General features: G+C 66.4%; 18 protein-coding genes. 16 read left to right on the top strand and 2 right to left on the bottom strand.

All coding sequences use genetic code 11. The features are described 5' to 3' along the window. The first annotated feature begins 22 nt into the window (after window positions 1-22). From ACN22W_RS29980 to ansP, 15 genes are all read left to right on the top strand, one after another. Window positions 23-367 carry a BMA_0021/BMA_0022 family TOMM bacteriocin gene (locus tag ACN22W_RS29980; protein ID WP_193102005.1) on the top strand — a complete coding sequence of 115 codons (345 nt, stop codon included), beginning with the start codon at window positions 23-25 and terminating at the stop codon, window positions 365-367. 17 nt (window positions 368-384) lie between these two features. Beyond that, on the top strand, window positions 385-750 hold the full coding sequence (locus tag ACN22W_RS29975; protein ID WP_343491128.1) for a BMA_0021/BMA_0022 family TOMM bacteriocin: 366 nt from the start codon (window positions 385-387) through the stop codon (window positions 748-750). A 75-nt stretch (window positions 751-825) separates the two neighbouring features. After that, entirely contained in the window at window positions 826-3063 is a 2238-nt protein-coding gene (locus tag ACN22W_RS29970; protein ID WP_419688216.1) for a TOMM precursor leader peptide-binding protein, read from the top strand. A 1016-nt stretch (window positions 3064-4079) separates the two neighbouring features. Then, window positions 4080-4403: a hypothetical protein gene (locus ACN22W_RS29965; RefSeq protein ID WP_412023468.1), complete on the top strand. Its 324-nt coding sequence runs from the start codon at window positions 4080-4082 to the stop codon at window positions 4401-4403. 71 nt (window positions 4404-4474) lie between these two features. Next, complete coding sequence (locus ACN22W_RS29960; protein WP_193101996.1) at window positions 4475-5797, top strand: 3-dehydroquinate synthase II; 1323 nt, start codon at window positions 4475-4477, stop codon at window positions 5795-5797. A 9-nt stretch (window positions 5798-5806) separates the two neighbouring features. After that, window positions 5807-6607, top strand: a complete 801-nt coding sequence (locus tag ACN22W_RS29955) for a class I fructose-bisphosphate aldolase (RefSeq protein WP_412023467.1) — start codon at window positions 5807-5809, stop codon at window positions 6605-6607. Between the two features lie 55 nt (window positions 6608-6662). Beyond that, the gene (locus ACN22W_RS29950) at window positions 6663-9083 is read left to right on the top strand and encodes an AMP-binding protein (protein WP_419688215.1); all 2421 of its coding nucleotides are present in this window, start codon (window positions 6663-6665) and stop codon (window positions 9081-9083) included. Between the two features lie 18 nt (window positions 9084-9101). Beyond that, entirely contained in the window at window positions 9102-9821 is a 720-nt protein-coding gene (locus ACN22W_RS29945; RefSeq protein ID WP_412023465.1) for a methyltransferase, read from the top strand. A gap of 55 nt (window positions 9822-9876) precedes the next feature. Continuing rightward, window positions 9877-11634, top strand: a complete 1758-nt coding sequence (locus ACN22W_RS29940; RefSeq protein ID WP_419688214.1) for an FAD-dependent monooxygenase — start codon at window positions 9877-9879, stop codon at window positions 11632-11634. After that, the gene (locus ACN22W_RS29935) at window positions 11627-12385 is read left to right on the top strand and encodes a cupin domain-containing protein (protein WP_129516137.1); all 759 of its coding nucleotides are present in this window, start codon (window positions 11627-11629) and stop codon (window positions 12383-12385) included. Before ACN22W_RS29940 ends, ACN22W_RS29935 begins: the two co-directional genes overlap by 8 nt. Before the next feature lie 66 nt (window positions 12386-12451). Beyond that, the gene (locus ACN22W_RS29930; RefSeq protein ID WP_048250630.1) at window positions 12452-13216 is read left to right on the top strand and encodes an SDR family oxidoreductase; all 765 of its coding nucleotides are present in this window, start codon (window positions 12452-12454) and stop codon (window positions 13214-13216) included. Window positions 13217-13294: 78 nt separating this feature from the next. After that, on the top strand, window positions 13295-15010 hold the full coding sequence (locus ACN22W_RS29925) for a GMC family oxidoreductase (protein ID WP_419688213.1): 1716 nt from the start codon (window positions 13295-13297) through the stop codon (window positions 15008-15010). 114 nt (window positions 15011-15124) lie between these two features. Further along, window positions 15125-15874, top strand: a complete 750-nt coding sequence (locus ACN22W_RS29920) for an SDR family NAD(P)-dependent oxidoreductase (protein ID WP_412023460.1) — start codon at window positions 15125-15127, stop codon at window positions 15872-15874. A 67-nt stretch (window positions 15875-15941) separates the two neighbouring features. Continuing rightward, window positions 15942-17177, top strand: a complete 1236-nt coding sequence (locus ACN22W_RS29915; protein WP_419688212.1) for an acyltransferase family protein — start codon at window positions 15942-15944, stop codon at window positions 17175-17177. 345 nt (window positions 17178-17522) lie between these two features. Next, window positions 17523-19013, top strand: coding sequence for an L-asparagine permease (gene ansP / locus ACN22W_RS29910; RefSeq protein ID WP_129516141.1), 1491 nt, complete (start codon window positions 17523-17525; stop codon window positions 19011-19013). Between the two features lie 54 nt (window positions 19014-19067). Here the strand turns inward: ansP and ACN22W_RS29905 are convergent, their stop codons facing one another. Both ACN22W_RS29905 and ACN22W_RS29900 read right to left on the bottom strand, forming a co-directional pair. Then, window positions 19068-19607, bottom strand: coding sequence for a cytochrome b (locus ACN22W_RS29905; protein ID WP_419688211.1), 540 nt, complete (start codon window positions 19605-19607; stop codon window positions 19068-19070). 190 nt (window positions 19608-19797) lie between these two features. Continuing rightward, the gene (locus ACN22W_RS29900) at window positions 19798-20748 is read right to left on the bottom strand and encodes a helix-turn-helix domain-containing protein (RefSeq protein ID WP_419688210.1); all 951 of its coding nucleotides are present in this window, start codon (window positions 20746-20748) and stop codon (window positions 19798-19800) included. Between the two features lie 345 nt (window positions 20749-21093). Here ACN22W_RS29900 and ACN22W_RS29895 point away from each other — a divergent pair, with 345 nt between their 5' ends. Then, window positions 21094-22692 (top strand): GMC family oxidoreductase, encoded by a 1599-nt coding sequence (locus ACN22W_RS29895; RefSeq protein ID WP_419688209.1) that lies wholly within the window; start codon window positions 21094-21096, stop codon window positions 22690-22692. The last annotated feature ends 5 nt before the right edge of the window (window positions 22693-22697 follow it).

The following is a 22697-nucleotide window of genomic DNA, read 5'->3' as shown; positions in this document are numbered from 1 at the left end:
CATCAATCAGGAGAACATACTGATGAGCACGGATAATCGATTACCGACGTACGAAGAGTTTCTCGAATACCGGGCAACCGTCATTCGGGCGATAGCGCTCGCGTGGCATTCAAAAGCGTTTCTCGACGAACTCGAGGCCAATCCGATCCACGCGTTGCGCGAGCATTTCGACTATCACTTTCCGTTCGATCTCGACCTGAAGGTGCAGACCAAGTCGTCGGCCTGGACACCGGGCGTCAACGGCGACTGGACGGCCGGCCAGAAAAACAAGCTCACGTTGTTTCTGCCGCCCGCGCCGGCGAACGAGAAGCACTTCGCGCAGGCGCTGGCCGCCTACAACGCGAACCACATCACCATCATGGAATGAGGTCAGGGGAAACCGACATGGCAAAGGAAAACGCTAATCCGACGCTCGAATCGATGCTGGAGTTTCAGAAGGTCTATCTGCGTGCGATCGCGCTTTCATGGCGAAACCCGGACTTCAAGGACGAACTGCTGAAGAAGCCGCTGGATACGCTCGCGAAATACTTCGGTTACCAGTGTCCGTGGATCATCGACATCGAGGTCGTCGAACCACCGGACGGCGATCATGGCTGGAGGGACCACGGGAAGGACGGCGGGAGCTGGCACCTGCCGCGCAACGTGATGACGGTCGGCATACCGGAAAAGCCGCTGAGCCGGGACGAAGAAGCCGTTGCACTCGCGGCTTACAGCGACGCCGGGTCGACTTACCTGTTCACCTGCTGCTGACCCGGCGCGGTCGCGCCGCGTACAGTCGCGCGGCGCGACCGCGATGTTTGTTGACCCGCTGCACGGAACCAGACGATGCTTGATGACTTTTCGCGCGTGTTGCGCTTCAAACCGCATTTGCTCGTGCTCGATGCGGGGCCCGAGACGCTGTTCGTCGTCGATGAATTCAAGCGCGCGATGCTGTCCGGCGCGCACTTCGTGCAGATCGCCGCCTGCTTGCGGGCGCGGATGACGATCGCCGAGATCGTGGCATCGCTCGCCGGCACGTTCGGAGAATGGGACGTGCTCGCGCGGCTCGATCACCTGGTGCAGCGCGGGTACCTGCGTGCCGACTCGCCGCACGACGACGATGCGGCGCGCGGCTTCTTCGAGCGCGCCGGACTCGACGGCGACGCGGCTTGTGCGCACGTCGTTCAACTGCGTGTTGCGGTCGAGGCGTTCGGCGCCGACGATGCCGCGCTCAGGCGCGCGCTCGACACGGCCGGCATCGAAGTCGTGCCGGACGCCGAATTGACCGTCGCGATCACCGATACGCACGACCGCGACGATCTCGCCGCGTGCGCCGCCCGCACGGCGGCGCGTGGCGGGGCATTGCTCGTCGTCGCGGCCAGCGGCGTGCAGACGCTGATCGGACCGTTGCTGGCCGGCGGCGGCGCGTTGGCCGACGCGCCGTGCATCGAATGCGTGCGCTACTGGATTCGCATCAACCGGCCGGTCGAGGCGCTGCTTGCACGCCATCACGGCAGCGACGCGACGCGTCTGCCGCCGGCCGCCTCGCGCGCCGGGGCCGCCGCCGCGGCGGCGCTGGTGGCGGCGACGGTCGAGCAGATCGCGGTCAACCGCACGGCGTCGGAACGGCTGCAAACGCATATCGTGGCGCAGCGCATCGACACGTCGACCGCCGAGCGGCACCGCGTGACGAGGCGTCCGCAATGCCCGTGCTGCGGCAATCCCGCGTGGATGCGCGAACAGGCGGCGCATGCGCCGCGGCTCGCCGACCATGCGCCGTTGACGCGTACCGACGGCGGCTACCGTAGCGCCGATCCGCAACAGGTGTTCGAGCGTTATGCGCATCTGATATCGCCGGTCAGCGGCGCGATCGCGTATCTGCACCCGATGCCGAAGCGACACGCGGGCCTGCGCAAGGTCTATGCGTCGGGCTTTCTCGTGTGCCCGGCCGCCGTCCCGGGCAGCAACCGGTTCGACAGGCTCTGCTCCGGCAAGGGCCGCACCGACGATCAAGCCCGTGCGAGCGCGCTATGCGAGGCGCTCGAACGATTCAGCGGCGTGTACCAAGGCGACGAGGCGACGCTGACCGGAAGCATCGAAAGCCTGCTCGCCGATCCGGCATGCGACGCCGTACCGATTCACGTGAACGATCTTCAGCAGTTCAGCGAACGGCAATTCGACGCGCGCGATGCGATCAACGCGTTGACCCACGATGTTCGAAAGCAGGTGCCGCCGCGTTTCACGGCGCACGACGTCATCGACTGGACGCCGGCCTGGTCGCTCGTGACCGGCAGGCGCCATCTGGTACCGCTGAGCTACTGCTATGCGGAAACGCCCGACAGCGCGCAGGCTCATGCCGCATGCGTGCACAATCCCAACGGCTGCGCGGCGGGATCGAGCGTCGACGAGGCGATTTTGCAGGGCATGCTCGAATTGATCGAACGCGATGCGGTCGCGATCTGGTGGTACAACCGGATCCCGCGCCCCGGCATCGATCTCGCGAGTTTCGACGATCCGTATTTCGATGCGCTCGTGCGCGAATACGCGGTGTTCGGATGGCGTCTGTGGGCGCTCGACATCACCACCGATCTCGGGGTGCCGACCGTGGCCGCGCTGGCGGAAAATCCGCAAGACGGGCGGTTCTCGATCGGCTTCGGCTGCCATCCGGACGGTCAAATCGCAGTGCAGCGGGCGCTGACCGAAGTCAACCAGTTGCTCGATATCGCAGCGGATGCTCCGCACCCGTGGGATCGCGACAAACTCTTGGCAACCGGTTTCCTGTATCCGGCGGACGGCGTGCGCTGCACGACGCGCGCGACCTGGCAGCCGACCGATGCTGCATCGTTGCCCACGGCGCTTGCGCATTGCGTCGGGCGCATCGCGGAGGCCGGCATGGACGTGCTCGTCGTCGACAAGACGCGGCCCGACATCGGCTTGTCCGTGGTGCAGGTCATCGCGCCGGGGCTGTGCCATTTCTGGCCGCGTTTTGGCGCGCGACGGCTCTACTCGGTTCCGGTGGAGTTGGGTTGGCGCGCGCAGCCGTGCGGCGAACAGGAGCTGAATCCGGCACTGCTGTTTCTGTGACTGAACCGATGGCCCTTTCGTGGCAGCGGAAGGGCCAGGTCTCCACGGCGATGACTGGCATGAACGGTTCGCTTCGCATCGTTCGACGACCGTTCGCGACCCCCGGCGATTGTCGCTCGGCTTCGGGAAACGTGCCCGAAATCTCCGTCTGGATGAGCACACCGAACTTCTTCCAACATGTCCGGAGAAATCCCGTTGCACGTTATCAATATGCCTAATGATATGGATGCCGTATCAATATAAAAATCCGTATTCCTGACATTAAGGTTGACGTGGACGTGACCAACATCAAACAGCCACGCCAATGCGGCGGCGCGCACGTGCGTCCGTTCGCGGACGATCTCCGATAAGCGGATCCCACGCATCAGGTACAGGCGTCGGCACGCCAGCTCCGCGCATGCCAACGCCGCTGCCCCGGGGTGTCCGCTGCTTCCTCTTCCGGCGCTGTCCGGCCCCTTTTTCCACCGCCTGTCAGGCAGCGACCGCCCGGTCCGCGCGCGCATTGCCATCCTGAAATCGAGCGTATTTCAGTGACAGAAAATCGCGCCCCGCGTCAATAGCGTTCTTGCTCTCTCATTCCGATAAATTTTTTTGAGATGTTATTCAATTGCAGAGCAACTTCCATTTACACTAGCGACGCGATGCCAATGAGGTTGAAGGAATGTGAATAATTCACCGGATCAAGCCGTTTGAAAGAGCGTTGGCCGTGTGAAAGAAGTCCGTTTATTCCGTAATGCTGAAAAGATCGGCTGCATTAAATCGGTTCAGGAAATTAATCGATTTTCGCATCTCGAGTAACTAACGAAATCATTGTTTCGTCATGTGAAGCGATGCGCGCATCCAGGGTTTGACGAGTGGCGATGACCTGCCGGCGAGAGACGGCAGCGTGAAACGAGAAAGGCATGTCTGCCGGGGCGGCGCTGGTGCTGGTCCGGGAGCCAGGTTGCTGACGAATTAATCACCGCGGAATCGTTGGGAGTTGAATCATCCGGTTCGCCTTGCATCGGCATTGGCGAATGGACATCTTCGGTCGCTGCATCGAGTGCATACGTTTTTCCGGCGAGTCAATGATGAATGAATCACCGCAAATCCGTTGGGTGGTTGAATTTTTCGATTCGTCAAATATTCCGAATCACGGATACATATTTTTCAGTTGTCGCAAAAGTTACATCTGTTATCCGGGAGAGCCAATTGGCTTTACTCCCGACGGTATGGCTGCGGCAATCGCCGCGTTGCGTCACTGCCTGAAACAGGCGCCACCGAGAGAAATACTGATTTCCAATAAAAAGATCGACCGTGTCTCGCAGTCAGGGATGCCTTGCGAGCTGGTTCAGGCTTGAGCGTCGACAGTTCGTGGCATGGCGCCAGTAGCCGCGCCGTGTCTTTGTTTATCCACCTGGAGAGGATGCGCATGAGCAATGCGAGTGTGACAGCGAAGATCAAGGAAACGCCCGCGCCGAAAGAACCGACGACGATTCCGACTCCGTTCGAGACTCAGGAGACGGTTGCGAAGCGGACGTCGGTGAAGCTGACCAATGTATCGGCGAACGGCCAGTCGAAGCGCGCGGCCCTGGACGGGCAACTGGTGTGGTACGACACGGCGCAACTGGCCCGGCCGCATCCCGACGACAGCATGTTCGTGCGGGTCGTCAATTCGCTGTACAGCGGCGTGGTGGTCTACCCGGACAACGCGGCCAACCTGCTGCCGGCCATTCCGGCCCGGATGCGGATCGTGCTCCGCCTGCGCAATGCCGCGGACATCAACGCGTTTCGGGAAGGTCCGCTGTTCGCCGAGTTCAAGGACGACGGCAAGCGCCGGCGCAGCGTGGCCTGTGCGGATATCGCGGCGCTGCGGCAACTGGGTGCGGAAGGCATTTCGACCTGCTACACGAGCTACGTCGACGATCGCGACAGCCTGCTCGGCGCCATCAACGACGGGCTGGGGTTCGACTATCTGTGGATCCGTTTCCGTGACCCGACCAACATTCCGCTGGAACTGGTGATCGCGTCGCTGCAATCGACGGGCACGATCCTGATGAAGGAAATCAACGAGCCGACCAACGTCGACGACGCGATCGTGTCGTACGGCGTGATGGAGTACGGCGCGGAAGGCGTGATTTTCTCGCCGCGCGACCATCAGGCGATGACCTCGTTCCTCGAGCAGATGGCGGACGCGGAACACGAGAACCTGTCGATCCAGACCGGCACGGTGATCCAGAGCCGCCCGGTGGGCATGGGCTACCGCGCATGCATCGATACGTCGACGCTGTTTGCGCCGGACGAGGGGATGCTGGTGGGCAGCACGTCGCAAGGCGGCCTGCTGGCCTGTCCGGAAGTGTTCTTCCTGCCTTACATGGAGTTGCGTCCGTTCCGCGTCAACGCGGGGGCCGTGCATTCCTATGTCTTCAATACCGGCAACCGCACCGACTACATGAGCGAGCTCAAGGCGGGCTCGCCGGTCATGCTCGTGAATGCGAAAGGCCGCGTACGGCGCGCGACGGTGGGCCGGATGAAGATCGAGCAACGTCCGCTGCGCCTGATCGAGGTGGAGTTTCCGGGCAAGGAGCGCGTCAACGTCCTGATGCAGGACGACTGGCACGTGCGCGTGTTTTCCGACGCCGCCAAGCCGCTCAACATCTCGGAACTGAAACCTGGCGACAAGGTACTGGGCTACGTGACGGAGCCGGGGCGTCACGTGGGCATCAAGATCAACGAGACGATCATCGAACAGTAGGAGACGTCGATGGGCTACGTCGGTAGAAAACTGAGAGAGCGCCGGATCCTGTTCCCGGATTCGCAGCGCGGGCTGATCGTGCCGGTGGACCATGGACTGACGCTGGGTCCGATTGCGGGCATGCAGGCGACGGAGGCACTGGAAAGCTGGGTCGGCAGCCGCGACCTCAGCGCGGTGCTCGGTCACAAGGGGCTGATCGAGCGCCTGATCGTGCGTCAATGCCTGCACCCGGCAACGGGCGTGATCGTGCACCTGAACGGCATGGCGAGCCTGTCGCCCGATGCGGACACGAAGATCATGGTGGCCGATATCGACACGGCGTTGAAGCTGGGCGCGGACGCGGTGTCGATTCAGGTGAACTTCACGACCAGCAATTTCGCGCACAACTTCGCCATGCTCGGCGCGGTGACGGACGCGGCCCATGCCGCCGGGCTGCCGTTGCTGACGATGCTGTACGACAAGGTGAAGGCGCCGACTGCCGCGGAACGCCTGGCCCGCCTGCATCACCTGGTGCGGGTCGTGACGGAACTGGGCTCGGACGCCGTGAAGCTCGCGTATGCGTCGGTGGACGAGATCGAGGCGCTGGCTTCCGTTCACGGACGCGACATCCGGATCTTCTTCGCGGGCGGCGAAAAGGCGGACGAGGAGGTGCTGGTCGCGATGTCGCAGGCTGCGATCCGGCATGGCGCAACCGGCCTCTGCATCGGCCGGAACGTGTTTCAGCATGCGCGGCCGCAGGCGCTCCTCAGGAGGCTGGCGGACAGCGTAAAAGGCCGGTCCGAGCAGGTGGCCGAACTCGATGTCGTGTGATTCCGTTCGCCGCGCCATGGGGGCGCGGCCGTGGAGAACCAATCCGATGAATGCAATGAACGATCGACCGGCAGCGGCGCAGGTCATGGCCGACCCGATGCAGCTGTCGCAGCTTTGGGCGGACATGTTTCCGGAAGGGCTGCTCGAGGAGCTGGGCGCGAACCCGTTTCTCGCGGCGTGCCGCGACGGCACCGTCAGCGACGCGCAATTGCGCGGCTTCCTGATTCAGCACCAATATTATTCGCAGTACTTCACACGTTACCTGTGCTCGCTGATGGGCGGCCTGACCGAGCTGAACGAGTTCAAGGCGCTGTCGCACAACCTCGCCGAGGAGTTGCTGGGCGACGGCACGGACCAGGTGTCGCACGCGGAACTGTATCTTCAGTCGATGGACGCGATGTCGGCGGCGCCGCGCAGCCTGCCGATGCTGTCGAGCACGCGTGCGCTGATCGACGTCATGTTCCTCTATTGCCGCGGCGCCGATCCGCTGGACGGCCTGGCCGCGCTGTGCCTCGGCGCGGAAGCGATCGTGCCGATCGTCTATGGCCCGATCCTGGACGCGCTGCGGCACCGCGATGCGCCGCTGCAGGCCACGCGATTCTTCCAGATTCACGTCGAGGAGGATGAGCAGCACGCGATCGTGATGCGCGAAATCATCGACCGGATGCTTGCCGAGAAGCCCTACCGGCGCGCGCGCGTGATCGCGGTCGGCGAGGAGATGGTGCGGCGCCGGATGGCGATGCTGACCGAGCTGCTGTCGTATCCGGGCGAGGACGTGCCCGATGCCGACGCCCGCTTGCCCGAACCCGAACTGGCCATGCTGCGCGCCGATGCGTCGCTGGGCAGCGGCAACTTCGTCGATCTGTGCCTCGCGCTGAATCCGGCGAAGGATGTCGAGTTCCTGCAGCTGGACAAGCCGGTGAACTATGGCGACGGTGTGCCGGTCCGGGCGTTCAGCCTCGCGACCCTGCAGCAGTATCGCGCGGCGCTGGCGGACTGGTACCTGGGCCAGGGCGTGGGCCGCGGCGACGTGGTGGCCGTGTGCGTCGAGGACGGCATCGCGCCGTTTCTCCACTACCTCGCGCTGACGAGCCTCGGCGCCGCGATCGCGCTGATCAATCCCGCGATGCCGGCCGAAGTGGGCGCCGCGTACATGAGCGAGAACGGCTTCGACACGCTGGTGGCGGACACGCACACGCAGGCGACGAGCGCATTCGTGCAGCACTGGCGCGCGTCGAACGCGGGTCGGCTGGTGGACGCATCGCGCGCGGCGCTGCGGCGCGACGCGCAGTTGCCGGCCTGGTGGCCGGTGGCGCCGGAGGATTCGACGCTGGTGATGCTGAGCCATACGTCGGGCACGACCGGGATCCCGAAAGCGGTGCGCTTCGAGCACCGGCAATTCTTCATGGGCAAGCGGGCCCGCATCGGGCGCTTTGCCGAGGGCCCGGACGAGCGGTTGCTGACGGCGTTGCCGCAATCGCATTCGGCGGCGATCAGTCATCTCGAAACCGCCGTGCTGCATGGCATTCCGACCTACGTGATGGGGACGCAGGAAGGCGACGCGGTGCGTGCGGCCATCCGCGCGTTTCGTCCGACCACGGTCGTCGCGTTCCCGAAGAGCTACATGCAGCTGGTCGAGGGCGGCGTCGGCGCGCGTGAATTCGACTCCGTCCGGCGCTGGTTCAGCATGGGCGACGCGGCGCACCAGAGCCATACGCGCCGTCTTCTGGTCGGTGCGCCGGAATCGCGCTTCATCGATGCGTTCGGCAGCTCCGAACTGGGCATGGCGCTGTTCCGCTGCGAATCGACCGTCGCCGCGCTGGCGCCGCAACGCGCGATCGGCCGGCCGGTGGATATCGCAGTCGCGAAGATCCTCGATCCGGTGACGGGCCGCGAAGTGGCGCCGGGCCAGCGCGGCCTGCTCGCGGTGCGTGCGCCGACGATCACGTCGGGGTACTGGCAGCAGCCGGAGCGTACGGCCGGGGCATGGCAAGGCGGCTATTTCCTGACCGGCGACGTGGCGTACTGCGAGGACGGCATCTTCTATCAGATCGACCGCGAAGTCGACGTGGTCGAGACGGCGGCGGGCCGGCTCTATACGTTGCAGCTGGAGGAAGTGGCCCAGCAGGTGGAGGGCGTGTGCGACGTGGCCGTGGTCGGTGTGGGCGGCGGCACGGCCGACGATCCGGCGCTGCTCGCGCTGGTGCTGCCCGACCGGCACGCCGCTGATCCGGCGAGCGTGGCGGAAGGCGTGCTCGAGGCGCTGCTTGCCGAATGCGGCGCGGTGCTGCCGGAACGCGGCGTGGCCGTGGCGATCGTGCGCAGCCTGGCGTTCCTGCCGGTGGGCGCGACCGGCAAGGTACTGAAGCGGCTGCTGCGCGATTCGGCGGGCTCACTGCTGCGCGAGGCGTTCGACGGTGCGGCCGGGACGCGCGACGTCCTGTATGTCGCGCGCGGTTCGGCCGCGCGCGTTTGAACAACGGATAGGCGACACATGAACGATCAAGACTACGAATCCGACGCGTTTGCATCGGTGCGGCGCCGGCTGGCCGCCGCCGAGGCGGACGGCATCGTCCACTACGTGTGCGACGGCCGCAGTTTCGAAGTGCATGCGGGGGTGTTCCCTCCGACGCATTTTCAGTCGACGGGCATCTTCACGCGGCACCTGCCGTATCGCCGCGGGGGCAGCTTTCTCGAAATCGGCTGCGGCGCGGGCGTGACATCGGTGATGGCCGCCCTCTCCGGTTGCGCGCGGGTCGTGGCCGCGGACATCAGCGCGGCTGCCGTGCGCAACACGCAGGCCAACGTGCTGTTGCACGGCGTGGCGGACCGGGTGTCGGCGCGGCACGGCGACCTGTTCGACGTATTGGAGCCCGGCGAGCGGTTCGACCAGATCTTCTGGAACTCGAATTTCGTGTTCGTCCCGGAAGATTACGTGTTCGAGAAGCCGATCCTGCAGGCGTTCTGCGACGCGGGGTACCTCGCGCATCGCCGGTTCCTGCGCGAGGCGTCGCAGCACCTGACGCCGGACGGGCAGTTGCTGATCGGCTTCAGCAGCCTCGGCGACGAACGGGCGCTGACGGACATGCTGGCCGAACACGACTACTCGTCGACGATCGTGGCGTCCGCTTACGGCGAGGGGGCCGGCGCGCACCGCTACGACATCCTGCGGCTGTGGCCGGGCGGGCAGCCGTCCGCGGTCGACGCGGCGTAAATCCGGAGCGTGCATGTCGAACGCCGCATGTGAAGCGCGCCCCCGGTCCGGAACGATGCACGAACGTCCCGTGGCGATCGTGGGCGGCGGCCCGGTGGGGCTGTTGCTCGCGTTGTTCCTCGATCGCCACGGCATCGCGTCGGTCGTGTTCAACCGGGAATCCGACAGCCGCTGGCATCCGAAGGGGAGCACGCACAATTCCCGGACGATGGAGCACTATCGCCGCCTCGGCATAGCGGAGGCCGTGCGCGCGTTGGGCTTGCCGCCCGATCATCCGCGCGATGTCGCGTATTTCACGCGGCTCGCCGACTGGGAGCTGGCTCGGCTCGCGATGGGTTCGGAGTACGAACGGATGCAGGCGGCGCGCACCGCCGAAGACGTCGACCAGGTGCCCGAGCCGCTGCTGCGCGCGAACCAGATGTACGTGGAGCAGTTCCTGCTGGCCCATGCGCGCACCCGGCCGAACATCGACTTGCGGTTCGGCTGGTGCGTGAGCCGGTTCGAGCAGGACGACGCGGGCGTCACGCTCGACGCGCAAGTCACGGACGGTACGGCGTCGGGCGAGTCATGGCGGGCCGCGTACCTGGTCGGCTGCGATGGCGGACAGAGTTTCGTGCGGCGTGCGCTCGGCATTCGTTATCTCGGCCCGAGCGGTGCGAGCGACGGGTTTCTGAGCGGCCGGATGATCTCGAGCCATGTGCGGATTCCGGCGCTGCATCGCGAGCTGCTCAAGGGGCGCGAGTCGTGGATGTACAACGTGATGGCGCCCGGCTCGCGGATGCTGCTGATCAGTCTCGACGGGGCGGACGAGTTTTTGCTGATGTCGAAGGCGGACGAAGAGGATGCGTTGCCGGACGATGCGGCGGTGATTCGCCGGATTCGCGAAGGGGTCGGCCGGCCGGTCGAGGTGGAGGTACTCGCTCACGCGCCGTGGCAGGGCGGTGTCGCGCTGGTGGCGGAGCGTTACTCGGACGGGCGCGTGTTCCTCTGCGGCGACGCCATTCACCTGTTTTCGCCGACGGGCGGTTTCGGCATGAACACCGGCATCGACGACGCCGCGAACCTGGCGTGGAAGCTGGCAGGCGCGGTGCAGGGCTGGGGCGGCGCGGCATTGCTCGCGAGTTACGAGGCGGAGCGCCGGCCGATCGCGCTGCGCAACACGGCGGCGGCGCGCCGGCTGACACAGCGCGTCGGCGAGGTGCAGGTTCCGGCGGAGGTGGAGGCGGCGGGCGCGCAGGGCGACGCGGCGCGCGCGCGGATGGGCGAAGCGCTGCAGGCGTTTCGCACGCAGTTCGAAGCGATCGGTGTGGAGCTGGGGGCGCGATACGACGGCTCGACGATCGTCTGGCCGGATGGCGACGCACCGGACGACGACCCGCTGACCTACCGGCCAAGCAGCGTGCCGGGTGGCCGTCTGCCGCATCTTTGGCTGACCGGCGCGGACGGCGTGCGCCGCTCGGTATTCGACCTGCTCGGCACGGGTTTCACGTTGTTGCGGGTGAGGACGCCGGCTGAACCGTCGGCGTCTGACGACGGCGCGGCGCGGCTCGTCGATGCCGCACACGCACGTGCCATTCCGCTGTCGATCGTCGAGATCGTATCGGACGCGGCGCCGGTGTTGTACGAGCGGCGGCTGGTCCTGGTTCGGCCCGACCAGCATGTCGCGTGGCGAGGCGACTTCGTGCCGCGCCACGCAGGCGAACTGCTCGATCGCGTGGCCGGGCGCGCGACCGGTTCGGCCGACGTCGGGCATCCGGCCGGCGCAGCACACGGGTTTAACACGGAAGTTCAACTGAGGAGCGACCATGAGTGAAATGCTGGAGGAAGCGCAAACGTCGACCGGGTCGGCCGATCATGCCGGTTCGCAGCACCACCGGGCGGATCACGACGTCGAGTCGGATTGGGCGGAAGACGCGCAGGCCAACGCGGCCGCCTTCGCGCTTGTCGAGGACGACCCCGAGCCGCTGGTCGTCAACGGCGAGCCGGAGGGCGCGTCGATCAAGTTCGTCCGCACCGGCGACAGCACGGGCGGCCGGTATCTGATGGCGAAGGTCGAGATTCCGCCGGGATCGGGGCCGCCGCTGCACCTGCATACGTTGACCGACGAATGGTTCTACGCGCCGGAAGGCGGAATCGTGATGCTGATGGGCACGAAGAAGTACAAGGATCTCGACCAGCCGCCGAACATCGCCGGGCGCGACACGATCCGGATGATCCCGATGAAGAAGGGCAGCCTCGTGTTCGGTCCGCGCAATCATATCCACGGTTTTCTCAACGTGTCGGACAAGACCGTCGTCGTGCAACTGGTGTGGACGCCCGACACGCCGGGCGAGTCGCTGCTCGGTTACTTCAAGTCCATCGCGAAGCCCATGCTGCCGGGCGTCAAGGGCGCGCTGAACAACCCGATCGTGCAGCTGAAGGCCGTCAGCGAGGCGCGTGAATTCGGGATGATGTTCAGCACCGATTTCTGGAGCTACGCCGAGAAGGTCGAGGAGGGCGTCGCTCCGTTCGGCAAGAACCTGCCGGGCCTGATCAAGCTGTTCAAATCGGGCGAAGGTTCGTGAGTGAAAGCGCCGGACGCATCTGCCGGCGCGATCTGTTAATACGCAATGCTAATCAAGGTAAAGAAAATGACTCTTCTCGCTGACAAGACCGCAATCGTGACGGGCGCCAGCTCGGGTATCGGCCGCGAGGCGGCGAAGCTGTTCGCGAAAGAAGGCGCGAGCGTCGTCCTGGTGGCGCGCCGTGCGGCGCAGCTCAACGCACTGGTCGACGAGATCGCCGGATTCGGCGGCAAGGCGATTGCACTGGCGGGCGACGTGAAGGACGAGCGTTGCGCGAAGGAAGCCGTCGAGCTGGCCGTCGGCAAGTTCGGCGGGCTCGACGTCGCGTTCAACAATGCCGCGACGATGGGTGCGCTCGGCAGCGTCACCGACATCACGCTGGACGGCTGGCGCGACACGCTCGAAACCAACCTGACGAGCGCGTTCCTCGGCGCGAAGTATCAGATTCCGGCGCTGCTCGCGCGCAAGCGCGGCTCGCTGATCTTCACGTCGTCGTTCGTCGGTCACACGGTCGGCTTTCCGGGCATGGCGGCGTACGCCGCGAGCAAGGCAGGGCTGGTCGGCCTGACCAAGACGCTCGCTGCCGAGTATGGCCCGTCGGGCCTGCGCGTCAACGTGCTGATGCCGGGCGGGACCGACACCGAGATGGGCCGCGAGGCGGCCAGCACGCCTGAGCAGAAGGCGTTCGTCGAGAGCATTCACGCGCTGAAGCGGATGGCCAATCCGGAAGAGATCGCGAAGTCGGCGCTGTATCTCGCGTCCGATCTGTCGAGCTTCGTGACGGGAACGGCGCTGCTCGTCGAAGGCGGCGTGTCGATCACGCGCACCTGATCGGTTGTCCATCGGGCGGCGCGATCGCGTCGCCCGTTCATTCCACTTCCTTCTCCAATTCCAATTGCCGGGACGACCATGAGTCACGAGGCCGAGCACCATCCGCAGCATCCGCAACTGAACGATTCGAACCCCGGCAGGCCCGCGGGCCGCCGGGCGTTTCTGGGGAAACTGGCCGCGCTGGGCGCGGGGGCTGCCGGGATCGGCGAGTTCAGCCATTTCATCGATGCGGCTGAAGCCAGCCAGACCGGGAAACTGCGCGACAGCTACGACTACGTCATCGTCGGCGCCGGGTCGGCCGGATGCCTGCTGGCCGACCGGTTGTCCGCGTCGGGCGCGTCGGTCCTGCTGATCGAGGCGGGCAGCAACCAGCTCGGCCAGTCGAAGGTCGCACTCGTCGCCGACTGGTTGCGCAATCTCGGCAGCGATACCGACTGGGCGCGCACGAGCGTGCCGCAGGGGCAGCTCGATGGCCGCCAGCAAGCGTCGCCGGCCGGGAAGACCTGGGGCGGTTCGGGCAGCATCAACGCGATGATCTGGCTGCGCGGCGATCCGCGCGATCATCGCGCGTGGCAACAACTGGTCGGTCCGGAATGGAATCCGGCCGAACTGAGTCGCGCGTACCTGCAGATGACGCAGGCGTCACGCACCTGCGGCACCGCCGCCGGTCACATCACGGTCGGCCGTTATGCCGACGCGCATCCGCTCACCGCGGCCTATCTCGCGGCCGGCGTGTCGACGGGCCTCGGGCAGATCGAGCTGAACGCCGGCCGGCGGCTCGACGGCACCGGCGTGACCGAAGTCAACGCCACCGCCGACGGGCACCGTGCCGGGCCGGCACAGGCATTCCTGGCGCCCGCGCTGGCCCGGCCGAACCTGACGATCCTGTCGAACGCCGTGGTTTCGAAGCTGGTCCTGCAGGGAACGGCCTGCCGCGGCGTCGAGGTGCGGCTCGGATCGTCCGCGCTCACGATCCACGCGACCCGCGAGACGATCGTGTCGGCCGGCACCGCCGTGTCGCCGCAACTGCTGATGCTGTCCGGCCTCGGGCCGCTCGATCAACTGGCGCCGCTCGGTATCCAGGTGCGGCAGGACATGCCCGCCGTCGGCCGCAACTTCCACGATCACCTGCTGTTGAGCGTCACGTACAAGGCCCGCATGGCGATTGCGCCGCAGGTGTCGAACGGCGTGTCGACGATGGCGTATTACGGCGGCACGGCGGTCAGCGCGCCGACCATCCAGGTGGCCGGCATGCAGTATCCGTTCGGCGGCCCGCTTGCCGCGGGCGAAGGCTACACGCTGATTCCGTTCCTCGCGAAGCCGCGCAGCCGGGGAACGGCCCGGCTCGTCAGCGCGGACCCGCGTCAGCCGCTGGCGCTCGACCCGAACTACCTGGCCGAGGCGATCGACCGCGACACGATGATCGCGGCACTCGACCGCACGCTGGCGCTCGGCGCGGCGCGCGCGCTGGCGCCGTACAACGGCGGGTTGCAGTCGAGTGCGTCGCTCGTGACGCGCGCGGACAAGCTCGCGTTCATCCGGCAGAACGCCGCACCCGGCCTGCATTTCGTCGGCAGCTGCGCCGCGGGCCGCGATCCCGCCACGAGCGTGGTCGATGCGCGGTTCCGGGTGTGGGGTATCCAGAACCTGCGCGTCGTGGACGCTTCGGTGATTCCCGAAGTGCCCGCGGTCAACATTCAGCCCTCCGTATTGACCGTCGCGCAGCTTGCCGCAAATCAGCTCCTTGCCGAGGCACGCGCAAGCGGTGCGATGGCTGCGGTCGCGGCCTGCTGAGCCGGCTGTGTCGAACGTTCCGCGCCGGGGCTGCCCCGGCGGCTTCGGGCCGCTCATCGCACGCATCGGCGCGTTGCGCGGCCTCTTTCCCATTCATTGCTGGAGACATCGCAGATGAAATCACATCTGGGCAACAAAACCGCGCTGGTCACGGGGGCGTCGCGGGGCATCGGACGCGCCACGGCGCTCGCACTCGCGCGCCAGAACGCATACGTGCTCGTGCATTACTCGACCGCGGCGGCGGAAGCGGAAGCCGTGGTGGCCGAGATCCGGGCGGCAGGCGGGCGCGCCGACGCGCTCGCGGCCGATCTCGGCACGGCGGACGGCCCGCACGCACTGGCCGCCGCGACGCGCGAGGCCCTCGACGGCCGCCTCGATATTCTGGTCGCGAACGCGGGCATCGCGATGAACGCGTCGATCGACGACATGTCGCTCGACGATTTCGACCGGCTGTTCGCGGTCAACGTGCGCGCGCCGTACTTCCTGACCCAGCAGTTGCTGCCGTTGATGGGCGACGGCGCCAGCATCGTCCTGCTGTCGTCGCTCGGTGCGCGTTCGCCGGTCGGCGAGATCTCCGCGTACGCGGCGACGAAAGGCGCGATCGACACGCTCGTCAAGCACTTCGCGCAGGCGCTCGGCAGCCGCGGCATTCGCGTGAACGGCGTCGCGCCCGGCGTCGTCGACACCGACATGTCGGCGTTCGTGCGCAGCGACGCGGGCCGCGAGCAGGTCTTCAAGCTCCAGGCGCTGCAGCGGGTGGCGCAGCCGGAAGACATCGCCGACGTCATCGCGTTTCTGGCGTCGGACGGCGCGCGCTGGATCACGGGCGACATCGTCCAGGTCGACGGCGGCACCAAGCTGTGATCACGTGGCCCGGCGTGCCGGATCGCATGCCCCGCGCCGGCGCCGCCCTATCCGGACGGAGGAAATCATGAAGGCATTGCCGGACCATTCGGCGCTCGCGCACATCGCGCAGCGGACGCCGCGCAACCTGGAGCTGGATCGCCTGCGGGCGATCGCCGTGCTCCTGACTTGCTACGTGCACTGGCGTCAGGTGTTCTATCCGTGGACGTTCACGATGCAGTTCGCCGGGCCCGCGACCCCGCTGGATCTGCTGAGCAACGCGTGGGCCGGCGTCGACCTGTTCTTCGTGATTTCCGGCTACATCATTTCGCGCACGATCGTGAGCGAATTCGATGCGCTGCGCGCCGATCCGGGCGCGCTCGCGGCGCATGTCAAGGCGTTCTATGTGCGCCGCGCGTTCCGGATCCTGCCGGTTGCGTGGTGCGTGATCCTGATCGTGGTCGCCTGCGGGGCATGCCTGAACGCGGGCGGCTATTTTGCCGACACCACTTACAACCTGCAGGCGGCGCTGTCCATCTTCACGTACACGTTCAACTTCTGGCTGCCCGATCACAAGATCGCGCCGGGCGTGCCGCTCGCGCAGTACTGGAGCCTGTCGGTCGAGGAGCAGTTCTATCTCGTGTTCCCGCTGTTTCTGATGCTGACGCGCTCCACGCGGCAGCGGGCGCTGTGGCTTGCGCTCACGCTGCTCGCCGTCTCGGTCGCGATCCGCCCGTACCTGCTTGCCGATCCGCTCAAGGTGTTCTTCTATACGCAGACGCGCTGCGACGGCATGCTGTACGGTTGCCTGCTGTATCTGGCGACCACCCGGCCCTGGTTCGCCGCGATACGCGTGAGCGCCCGCGGAAATGGTTATCTCGGCGGAGCCGTCGTGCTCGTGCTCGCGCTGGTGCTGGGCTCGATCACCGCGATCGGCTTCGACAACGTCGTCGCGGTGCCGGTCGTCTGCATGCTGTCGGCCGCGCTCGTGTTCATGGCCGCATGCGAAGGCGGCGTCGTGTCGTTTCCGCAGCCGCTGCAATGGGCGTTCGACTGCATCGGCCGGCGCTCCTACTCGCTGTACCTCGTGCATCTGCCGATGTTCTTTCTGACGAACGAGCTGATGTTCCGGTACACGCGCGCTCACGAGATTGCCATTACCGCGCGGCTGTGGCCGCAGTACACGCTGTTGATGGTGCTGCTCGTCGCCGGGGCGACGGAGCTGCTGTATCGCTGCGTCGAGCGGCCGATGATCGCGAAAGGCCGGCGTGTCGCGGCGGATGTGATCGGGGCGGCGCAAACGGCGTTGCCGAAGGCGGCTTGAGGGCAGGCTCGGCACCGGCGCGGCGGCACGTGCCGCGCCGGGCGACGCACGCGCCCTCCCGATTCCGCCGGGGCGCGCCGAATCTTTCGAAATCCTGACGTATTTCAAAAGGCTTTCCGCCCGGGTCGCATGCGCGATTCGGGGCAGGGAAAGTCGAAATTTGCATAGCGTTTGTGAGTGGAATTAAGGCTGCATACGTTTGCGGTTGACGGTGCCGCGCGCGATGTCCGGCGTGCAGCGGCCTCGATGCGCGGCGTGATGGGGCATCGTGCGGCCGTGGGCGCCGCCGGGCCCGGATCGCGGTACGGTCCGAACGAAATCACGCAAGCACGAGAGGATGCAGCCATGGCATCGATTCCCGAACCCACGCCGAGCGGCGAAATCAGCAAGCGGAGCTGGCTCGAATCCCACGAGGCCGGTTATCACAAGACCCTCGGCAATCGACAGGTGCAGATGATCGCGATCGGCGGCGCGATCGGCACCGGTCTGTTCCTCGGCGCGGGCGCTCGCCTGCAGGCCGCCGGGCCGTCGCTCGCGATCGTCTACCTGGTGTGCGGCCTGTTCTCCTTCCTGATCCTGCGCGCGCTCGGCGAACTCGTGATGCATCGCCCGAGCAGCGGCAGCTTCGTGTCGTACGCGCGCGAGTTTCTCGGCGAGAAGGCGTCGTTCGTCGCCGGGTGGATGTATTTCCTGAACTGGGCCATGACCGGCATCGTCGACATCACCGCGGTCGCGCTCTACATGCATTACTGGGCGCCGTTTTCCGGCGTGCCGCAGTGGATCTTCGCGCTGGTGGCGCTCTGCATCGTCGCGACGATGAACCTGATCGGCGTGAAGTGGTTCGCCGAGATGGAATTCTGGTTCGCGCTGATCAAGGTCGCCGCGATCGTGCTGTTTCTCGTGATCGGCTCCGTGATCCTGGGTACCGGCGGCCACGTGGCCGGCCATGACACGGGCATGCACCTGATCACCGACAACGGCGGGTTCTTCCCGCACGGATTGATGCCGGCGCTGGTGCTGGTACAGGGCGTGGTGTTCGCGTTCGCGGGCGTCGAACTGGTCGGCACGGCCGCCGGCGAATGCAAGGATGCGCGCAAGGTGCTGCCGCGCGCGATCAACAACGTGATCTGGCGTATCGCCATCTTCTACGTCGCGTCGGTCGTCCTGCTGGTCTGCCTGCTGCCGTGGAGCGCGTACAAGGCGGGCCAGAGCCCGTTCGTCACGTTCTTCGGCGCGCTCGGCGTGCCGGGCATCGGCTCGGTGATGAACCTGGTGGTGCTGACGGCGGCGCTGTCGAGCCTCAACTCGGGCCTGTATTCGACCGGACGCGTGCTGCGCTCGCTGTCGATGGGCGGCTCGGCCCCCGCGTTCCTCGCGCGGATGAGCGCGCAATCCGTGCCGTACGCGGGCATTCTCGTGACGGTCGCGATCTACGTGATCGGCGTGCTGCTCAACTATCTCGTACCGTCGAGCGTGTTCGAGATCGTGCTGAACATCGCGTCGCTCGGCATCATCAGCACGTGGGGCTTCATCGTCGTCTGCCAGATGAAGTTCCGCGCGGCGGTCCGGCGCGGCGAGGTGGACGACGTGTCGTTCAAGATGCCGGGCGCACCCGTGACGTCGTGGCTCACGCTGCTGTTCCTGCTCGGCGTGCTGGTGCTGATGGCATTCGACTACCCGAACGGCACGTGGACGATCGCGTCGATCCCGCTGGTCGTGCTGCTGCTCGTGATCGGCTGGAAGTGGGTGAGCGGCCGCGCGCGTCGCGGGTCGCTCAAGCCGACGATCCCGTCGGTCGCGCTCACGCAGAACGTGCTCGAGAAGGGCGACGACTGACGCAACGCGAGGTGCGCCGCGGGGCGGCCGCCGGCCGGTTGCCGGCGCGCCCGCTCAAATGCCCATCCGCGCGGCCACCCCGTCGCGATCGACGAACTTGTGTTTCAGCGCGGCCGCGACGTGCATGACCAGCAGCAAGCCGAGCGTCAGCACCAGTGCGCGATGCAGCGCATCGGTCAGCAGTCGCAACGGCTCGTCGCGACCGACGAGCACCGGCAGATTCGCGATGCCGAAGAAACTGACCGGATGCGCGCCGGCGAGGCGGTGCACGTAGCCCGTCAGCGGCACGAGGAACAGCAGCAGGTACAGCACGCCGTGCAGCGCGCCGGCGATCCGCGCCTGCCATGACGGCACGCTGTCCGGCAGCGGCGCCGGCGTGTGCGTCGCGCGCCATACGAGGCGCGGCACGGTCAGCATGAAGATCAGGCTGCCGATCGACGCGTGATAGAACAGGATGCCGTTGAACTGCGGCGAGTTATGCGGAAACGTATCCATGTAGAGCCCGATCGACAGGTTCGACAGGATCAGGATCGCGATCGACCAGTGCATGGCGATCGCGAAGCGTGAGTAGGCGGCGTGATTGGGCTGTGACATGAGCGGTCTCGCGGTTTCGGGTGGGTGTCGCGCGCCCGCACGTCCGGCGGCGGACGGCGTGGCGACCCCCGATATACCGGTGCCGGGCCGGATTTATTCCCGGTGCATGCATCGAGCGCTGTTGCAGCGCATCGATTATTTCCGGCTGGCCGATAGCGGGACGGGGCACCACCGGAAACAGCGCTTCAAGTCAGGAACCCGAAATCGTTCGATGCGCGAGCCGGTAAGCGCCGGGGCTGCATCCGAACCGCGCCTTGAACGCGCGCCCGAAATGCGTGATGTCCGAGAAGCCGCACGCGATCGCCAGCTCCAGCAGATTCCGGTTGGTATCCGCCGGATCCTCCAGCGCGCGCCGGCTCGCCTGCAGCCGGTATTCCTGGATCAGGCTCTGCGGCGTCTGGTCGGTCGCGGCGAGCGCGCTGTAAAGCGTGCGTCGCGATACGTTCAACGCGCTCGCCAGCCGGTCCGGCGACAGGTCGGGGTCGTGGTAGTGATGCGCGAGATGGATTTCGGCATTCATGCGCAGGGCCGCGCTGCGCGCGTCGGCGCCGGTGAGCGAATCGCCGGCTTCGCGGCGAATCACCGAATCGAGCAGCATCAGCGTCGACTGCTCGAAGCCGAACAGGCTTTCCGGATCGTTCGGCACCTGCCCGTCCATCAGAAAGTGGATGGATTGCAGCGCCAGCCGCGCATTGCCGACGGTCTGGCGAACCTGGACGCCCTCCCGCTCCACGAACCACCGCCACATCGTGCTGCTGCGCGGCGGCGTCAGCGCGGCGACGAAGCGTGACGCATGCGCGGATTCGATCCGGTACGGCTGGGTCGCGTCGTAGATCACCCATTCCCCCGGATTCACGGTCGACGTCGTGTTGCGCTGCGTGATGCGACTTTGCCCGGCGATCTGGAACAGGATCTTGTAGCAGTCGCTCTCCGTGCGCGCGGCCAGCGCGCGATCGCGGTCCACCTGGACGGCCGTCGTGTCCACCTCCGCCATGCGCAGCCCACCGACCGATGCGACACGCACCGACATCCGGAAAAGCGGGCCGGTATCGTGAAAAACCAGCGGCAGGAAACTGTCTGCGACGAGCTCGCGCAGGTTCGGGCTGCCGTTGGTGGCGCTGACGACGAGTTCATGTGCCATGGCCGGGAGAGGGAAGGTGCCGGGAACGCACCAAGGGTAATGCAAATGAATGAAGCCGGTACGGTCGCCGCGCCGTTCTGCACGCTGAGGCCAAAAGTGTGCACGCAACGCCGAGGTGCGCCGGTGACGCGCTTCTAGAATCGGAACGCGGTCGACAAGTCATCCGCCCGCATCGGGCTTTCGCCACGGCGATGCCCGCCGCGGCACGACCCACCGCACCGGCTGGCTCGCGCCATCAAGAACACCCATCGATTTTCAAGGAGACTCCGCCGTAGGCCACGCGACATACACGGCGGCGGCACGCGCCGGCGAACGTCGTGCGGACGACGGCGGGCGCATACCAGGATGTCCGATAGAACTTTCGACTACATCGTCATTGGCGCCGGGTCCGCGGGCTGCACCATCGCAACCCATCTCGTCGAGCGCCGCAAGGGTACCGTCCTGCTGCTGGAAGCGGGCGGGCACGACAAGGACCTGTTCATCCACATGCCGGGCGGGATCGCGAAGGCCATTCCGCGCCATACCTGGCCGTATGCCGCCGAGCCGTCGGACGACGTGAAGGGCCGGTCGATCGCGGTGCCGCAGGGGCGCGTGCTCGGCGGCTCGAGTTCGGTCAACGGGATGCTTTACGTGCGCGGGCACCGCAACGACTACGACCGTTGGGAGAACGAATTCGGCTGCAAGGGCTGGGGCGCCGACGACATGCTGCGCTACTTCGCGAAGGCGGAGAACAACGAGTCGCTGACGGCGCCTTTTCACGGCAACCACGGGCATCTGCAAGTCACCGAGATCCGCTACCGGCATCCGCTTTCGCAGGCGTTCGTGCGGGCCGGCCAACAGATGGGGCTTGATTACCTGGTCGACTACAACGGCGAGCGCCAGGAGGGCGTCGGGTTCTATCAGGCGACGATCTTCAACGGCGAGCGCGGTTCCACCGCCGCGACATACCTGAAGTCGGTCCGGAACCGCGCCGAACTCTGCCTCGAAGTCGACGCGCTGGTCGAGCGCGTCGAGATCGCAGGCGGCCGCGCAACGGGCGTCACCTATCGCCAGGGCAACCGGCGCGTGACGGCGCATGCGCGTTCGGAAATCATCGTGACGGCCGGCGCGATCGGTTCGCCGAAGATCCTGCAACTGTCCGGCATCGGGCCGCGCAACGTGCTCGACGGCGCGGGCGTCCAGGTGCGGCATGAGCTGCCGGTGGGCGAGAATTTCCACGACCACCTGCACATGTCGGTGAACGCGACGATCCGCACGCCGGTGTCGCTGTACGGTCAGGACAAGGGATGGCGTGCGCTCAAGCACGGCATCGAATGGAAGTTTTTCCGCTCGGGCGTGCTGACTTCGCCGGTGCTCGAAGGGTTCGCGTTCGTCGATACCTGCGGGCAGGGGCAGCCGGACGTCCAGTTCCACTTCCTGCCGATCATCGATTCGTTCGACGATCCGATCGGCGTGACGCAGGGCCGGACGCACGGCATCACGATCAAGACGGGCCATCTGCAGCCGCATTCGCGCGGGCGCGTGATGATCCGTTCGTCGAACCCGGACGACCTGCCGCGCATCGACGGCCGTTACCTGGCTGACCGCCGGGACGTCGACGGCCAGATTCGCGCGGCGAAGCTCGCGCTGAAGATCCTGCGCCAGCCGGCGCTCGCGGCACACGTCGACGAGATCTTCTCGCCGGATTGCCCGCCTGACGACGAAGCGGGCATCGAGGACTGGGTGCGCGGCGCGGCGAAGACGGTCTATCACCCGGTGGGCACGTGCCGGATGGGCCTGGACGCGGCGTCGTCCGTCGTCGATCCGCAACTGCGCGTGCACGGCATCGCGGGGCTGCGCGTGGCCGATAGCTCGACGATGCCCAGCATCCCGAGCGGCAACACGAACGCGCCGACCATCGCGCTCGCCGAAAAGGCGTCGGACCTGATCGCCAGCGCGGCCTGATCGGG

Origin of the sequence: Burkholderia theae (genome assembly GCF_048565265.1) — a bacterium.
GTDB lineage: Bacteria > Pseudomonadota > Gammaproteobacteria > Burkholderiales > Burkholderiaceae > Burkholderia > Burkholderia theae.
Note: the sequence above shows the minus strand (reverse complement) of the source record. Positions and strands in the feature narration are given on the sequence as shown.

Excerpts from the sequence above, each read along its gene's own strand:
- ACN22W_RS29915 (WP_419688212.1), top strand. The coding sequence starts at position 15,942 with ATGAAGGCATTGCCGGACCATTCGGCGCTCGCGCACATCGCGCAGCGG.
- ACN22W_RS29925 (WP_419688213.1), top strand. The coding sequence starts at position 13,295 with ATGAGTCACGAGGCCGAGCACCATCCGCAGCATCCGCAACTGAACGAT.
- ACN22W_RS29940 (WP_419688214.1), top strand. The coding sequence starts at position 9,877 with ATGCACGAACGTCCCGTGGCGATCGTGGGCGGCGGCCCGGTGGGGCTG.
- ACN22W_RS29920 (WP_412023460.1), top strand. The coding sequence starts at position 15,125 with ATGAAATCACATCTGGGCAACAAAACCGCGCTGGTCACGGGGGCGTCG.
- ACN22W_RS29960 (WP_193101996.1), top strand. The coding sequence starts at position 4,475 with ATGAGCAATGCGAGTGTGACAGCGAAGATCAAGGAAACGCCCGCGCCG.
- ACN22W_RS29950 (WP_419688215.1), top strand. The coding sequence starts at position 6,663 with ATGAACGATCGACCGGCAGCGGCGCAGGTCATGGCCGACCCGATGCAG.
- ACN22W_RS29970 (WP_419688216.1), top strand. The coding sequence starts at position 826 with ATGCTTGATGACTTTTCGCGCGTGTTGCGCTTCAAACCGCATTTGCTC.
- ACN22W_RS29900 (WP_419688210.1), bottom strand. The coding sequence starts at position 20,748 with ATGGCACATGAACTCGTCGTCAGCGCCACCAACGGCAGCCCGAACCTG.
- ACN22W_RS29930 (WP_048250630.1), top strand. The coding sequence starts at position 12,452 with ATGACTCTTCTCGCTGACAAGACCGCAATCGTGACGGGCGCCAGCTCG.
- ACN22W_RS29935 (WP_129516137.1), top strand. The coding sequence starts at position 11,627 with ATGAGTGAAATGCTGGAGGAAGCGCAAACGTCGACCGGGTCGGCCGAT.
- ACN22W_RS29945 (WP_412023465.1), top strand. The coding sequence starts at position 9,102 with ATGAACGATCAAGACTACGAATCCGACGCGTTTGCATCGGTGCGGCGC.
- ACN22W_RS29965 (WP_412023468.1), top strand. The coding sequence starts at position 4,080 with ATGGACATCTTCGGTCGCTGCATCGAGTGCATACGTTTTTCCGGCGAG.
- ACN22W_RS29905 (WP_419688211.1), bottom strand. The coding sequence starts at position 19,607 with ATGTCACAGCCCAATCACGCCGCCTACTCACGCTTCGCGATCGCCATG.
- ACN22W_RS29955 (WP_412023467.1), top strand. The coding sequence starts at position 5,807 with ATGGGCTACGTCGGTAGAAAACTGAGAGAGCGCCGGATCCTGTTCCCG.
- ACN22W_RS29895 (WP_419688209.1), top strand. The coding sequence starts at position 21,094 with ATGTCCGATAGAACTTTCGACTACATCGTCATTGGCGCCGGGTCCGCG.
- ansP (WP_129516141.1), top strand. The coding sequence starts at position 17,523 with ATGGCATCGATTCCCGAACCCACGCCGAGCGGCGAAATCAGCAAGCGG.
- ACN22W_RS29975 (WP_343491128.1), top strand. The coding sequence starts at position 385 with ATGGCAAAGGAAAACGCTAATCCGACGCTCGAATCGATGCTGGAGTTT.
- ACN22W_RS29980 (WP_193102005.1), top strand. The coding sequence starts at position 23 with ATGAGCACGGATAATCGATTACCGACGTACGAAGAGTTTCTCGAATAC.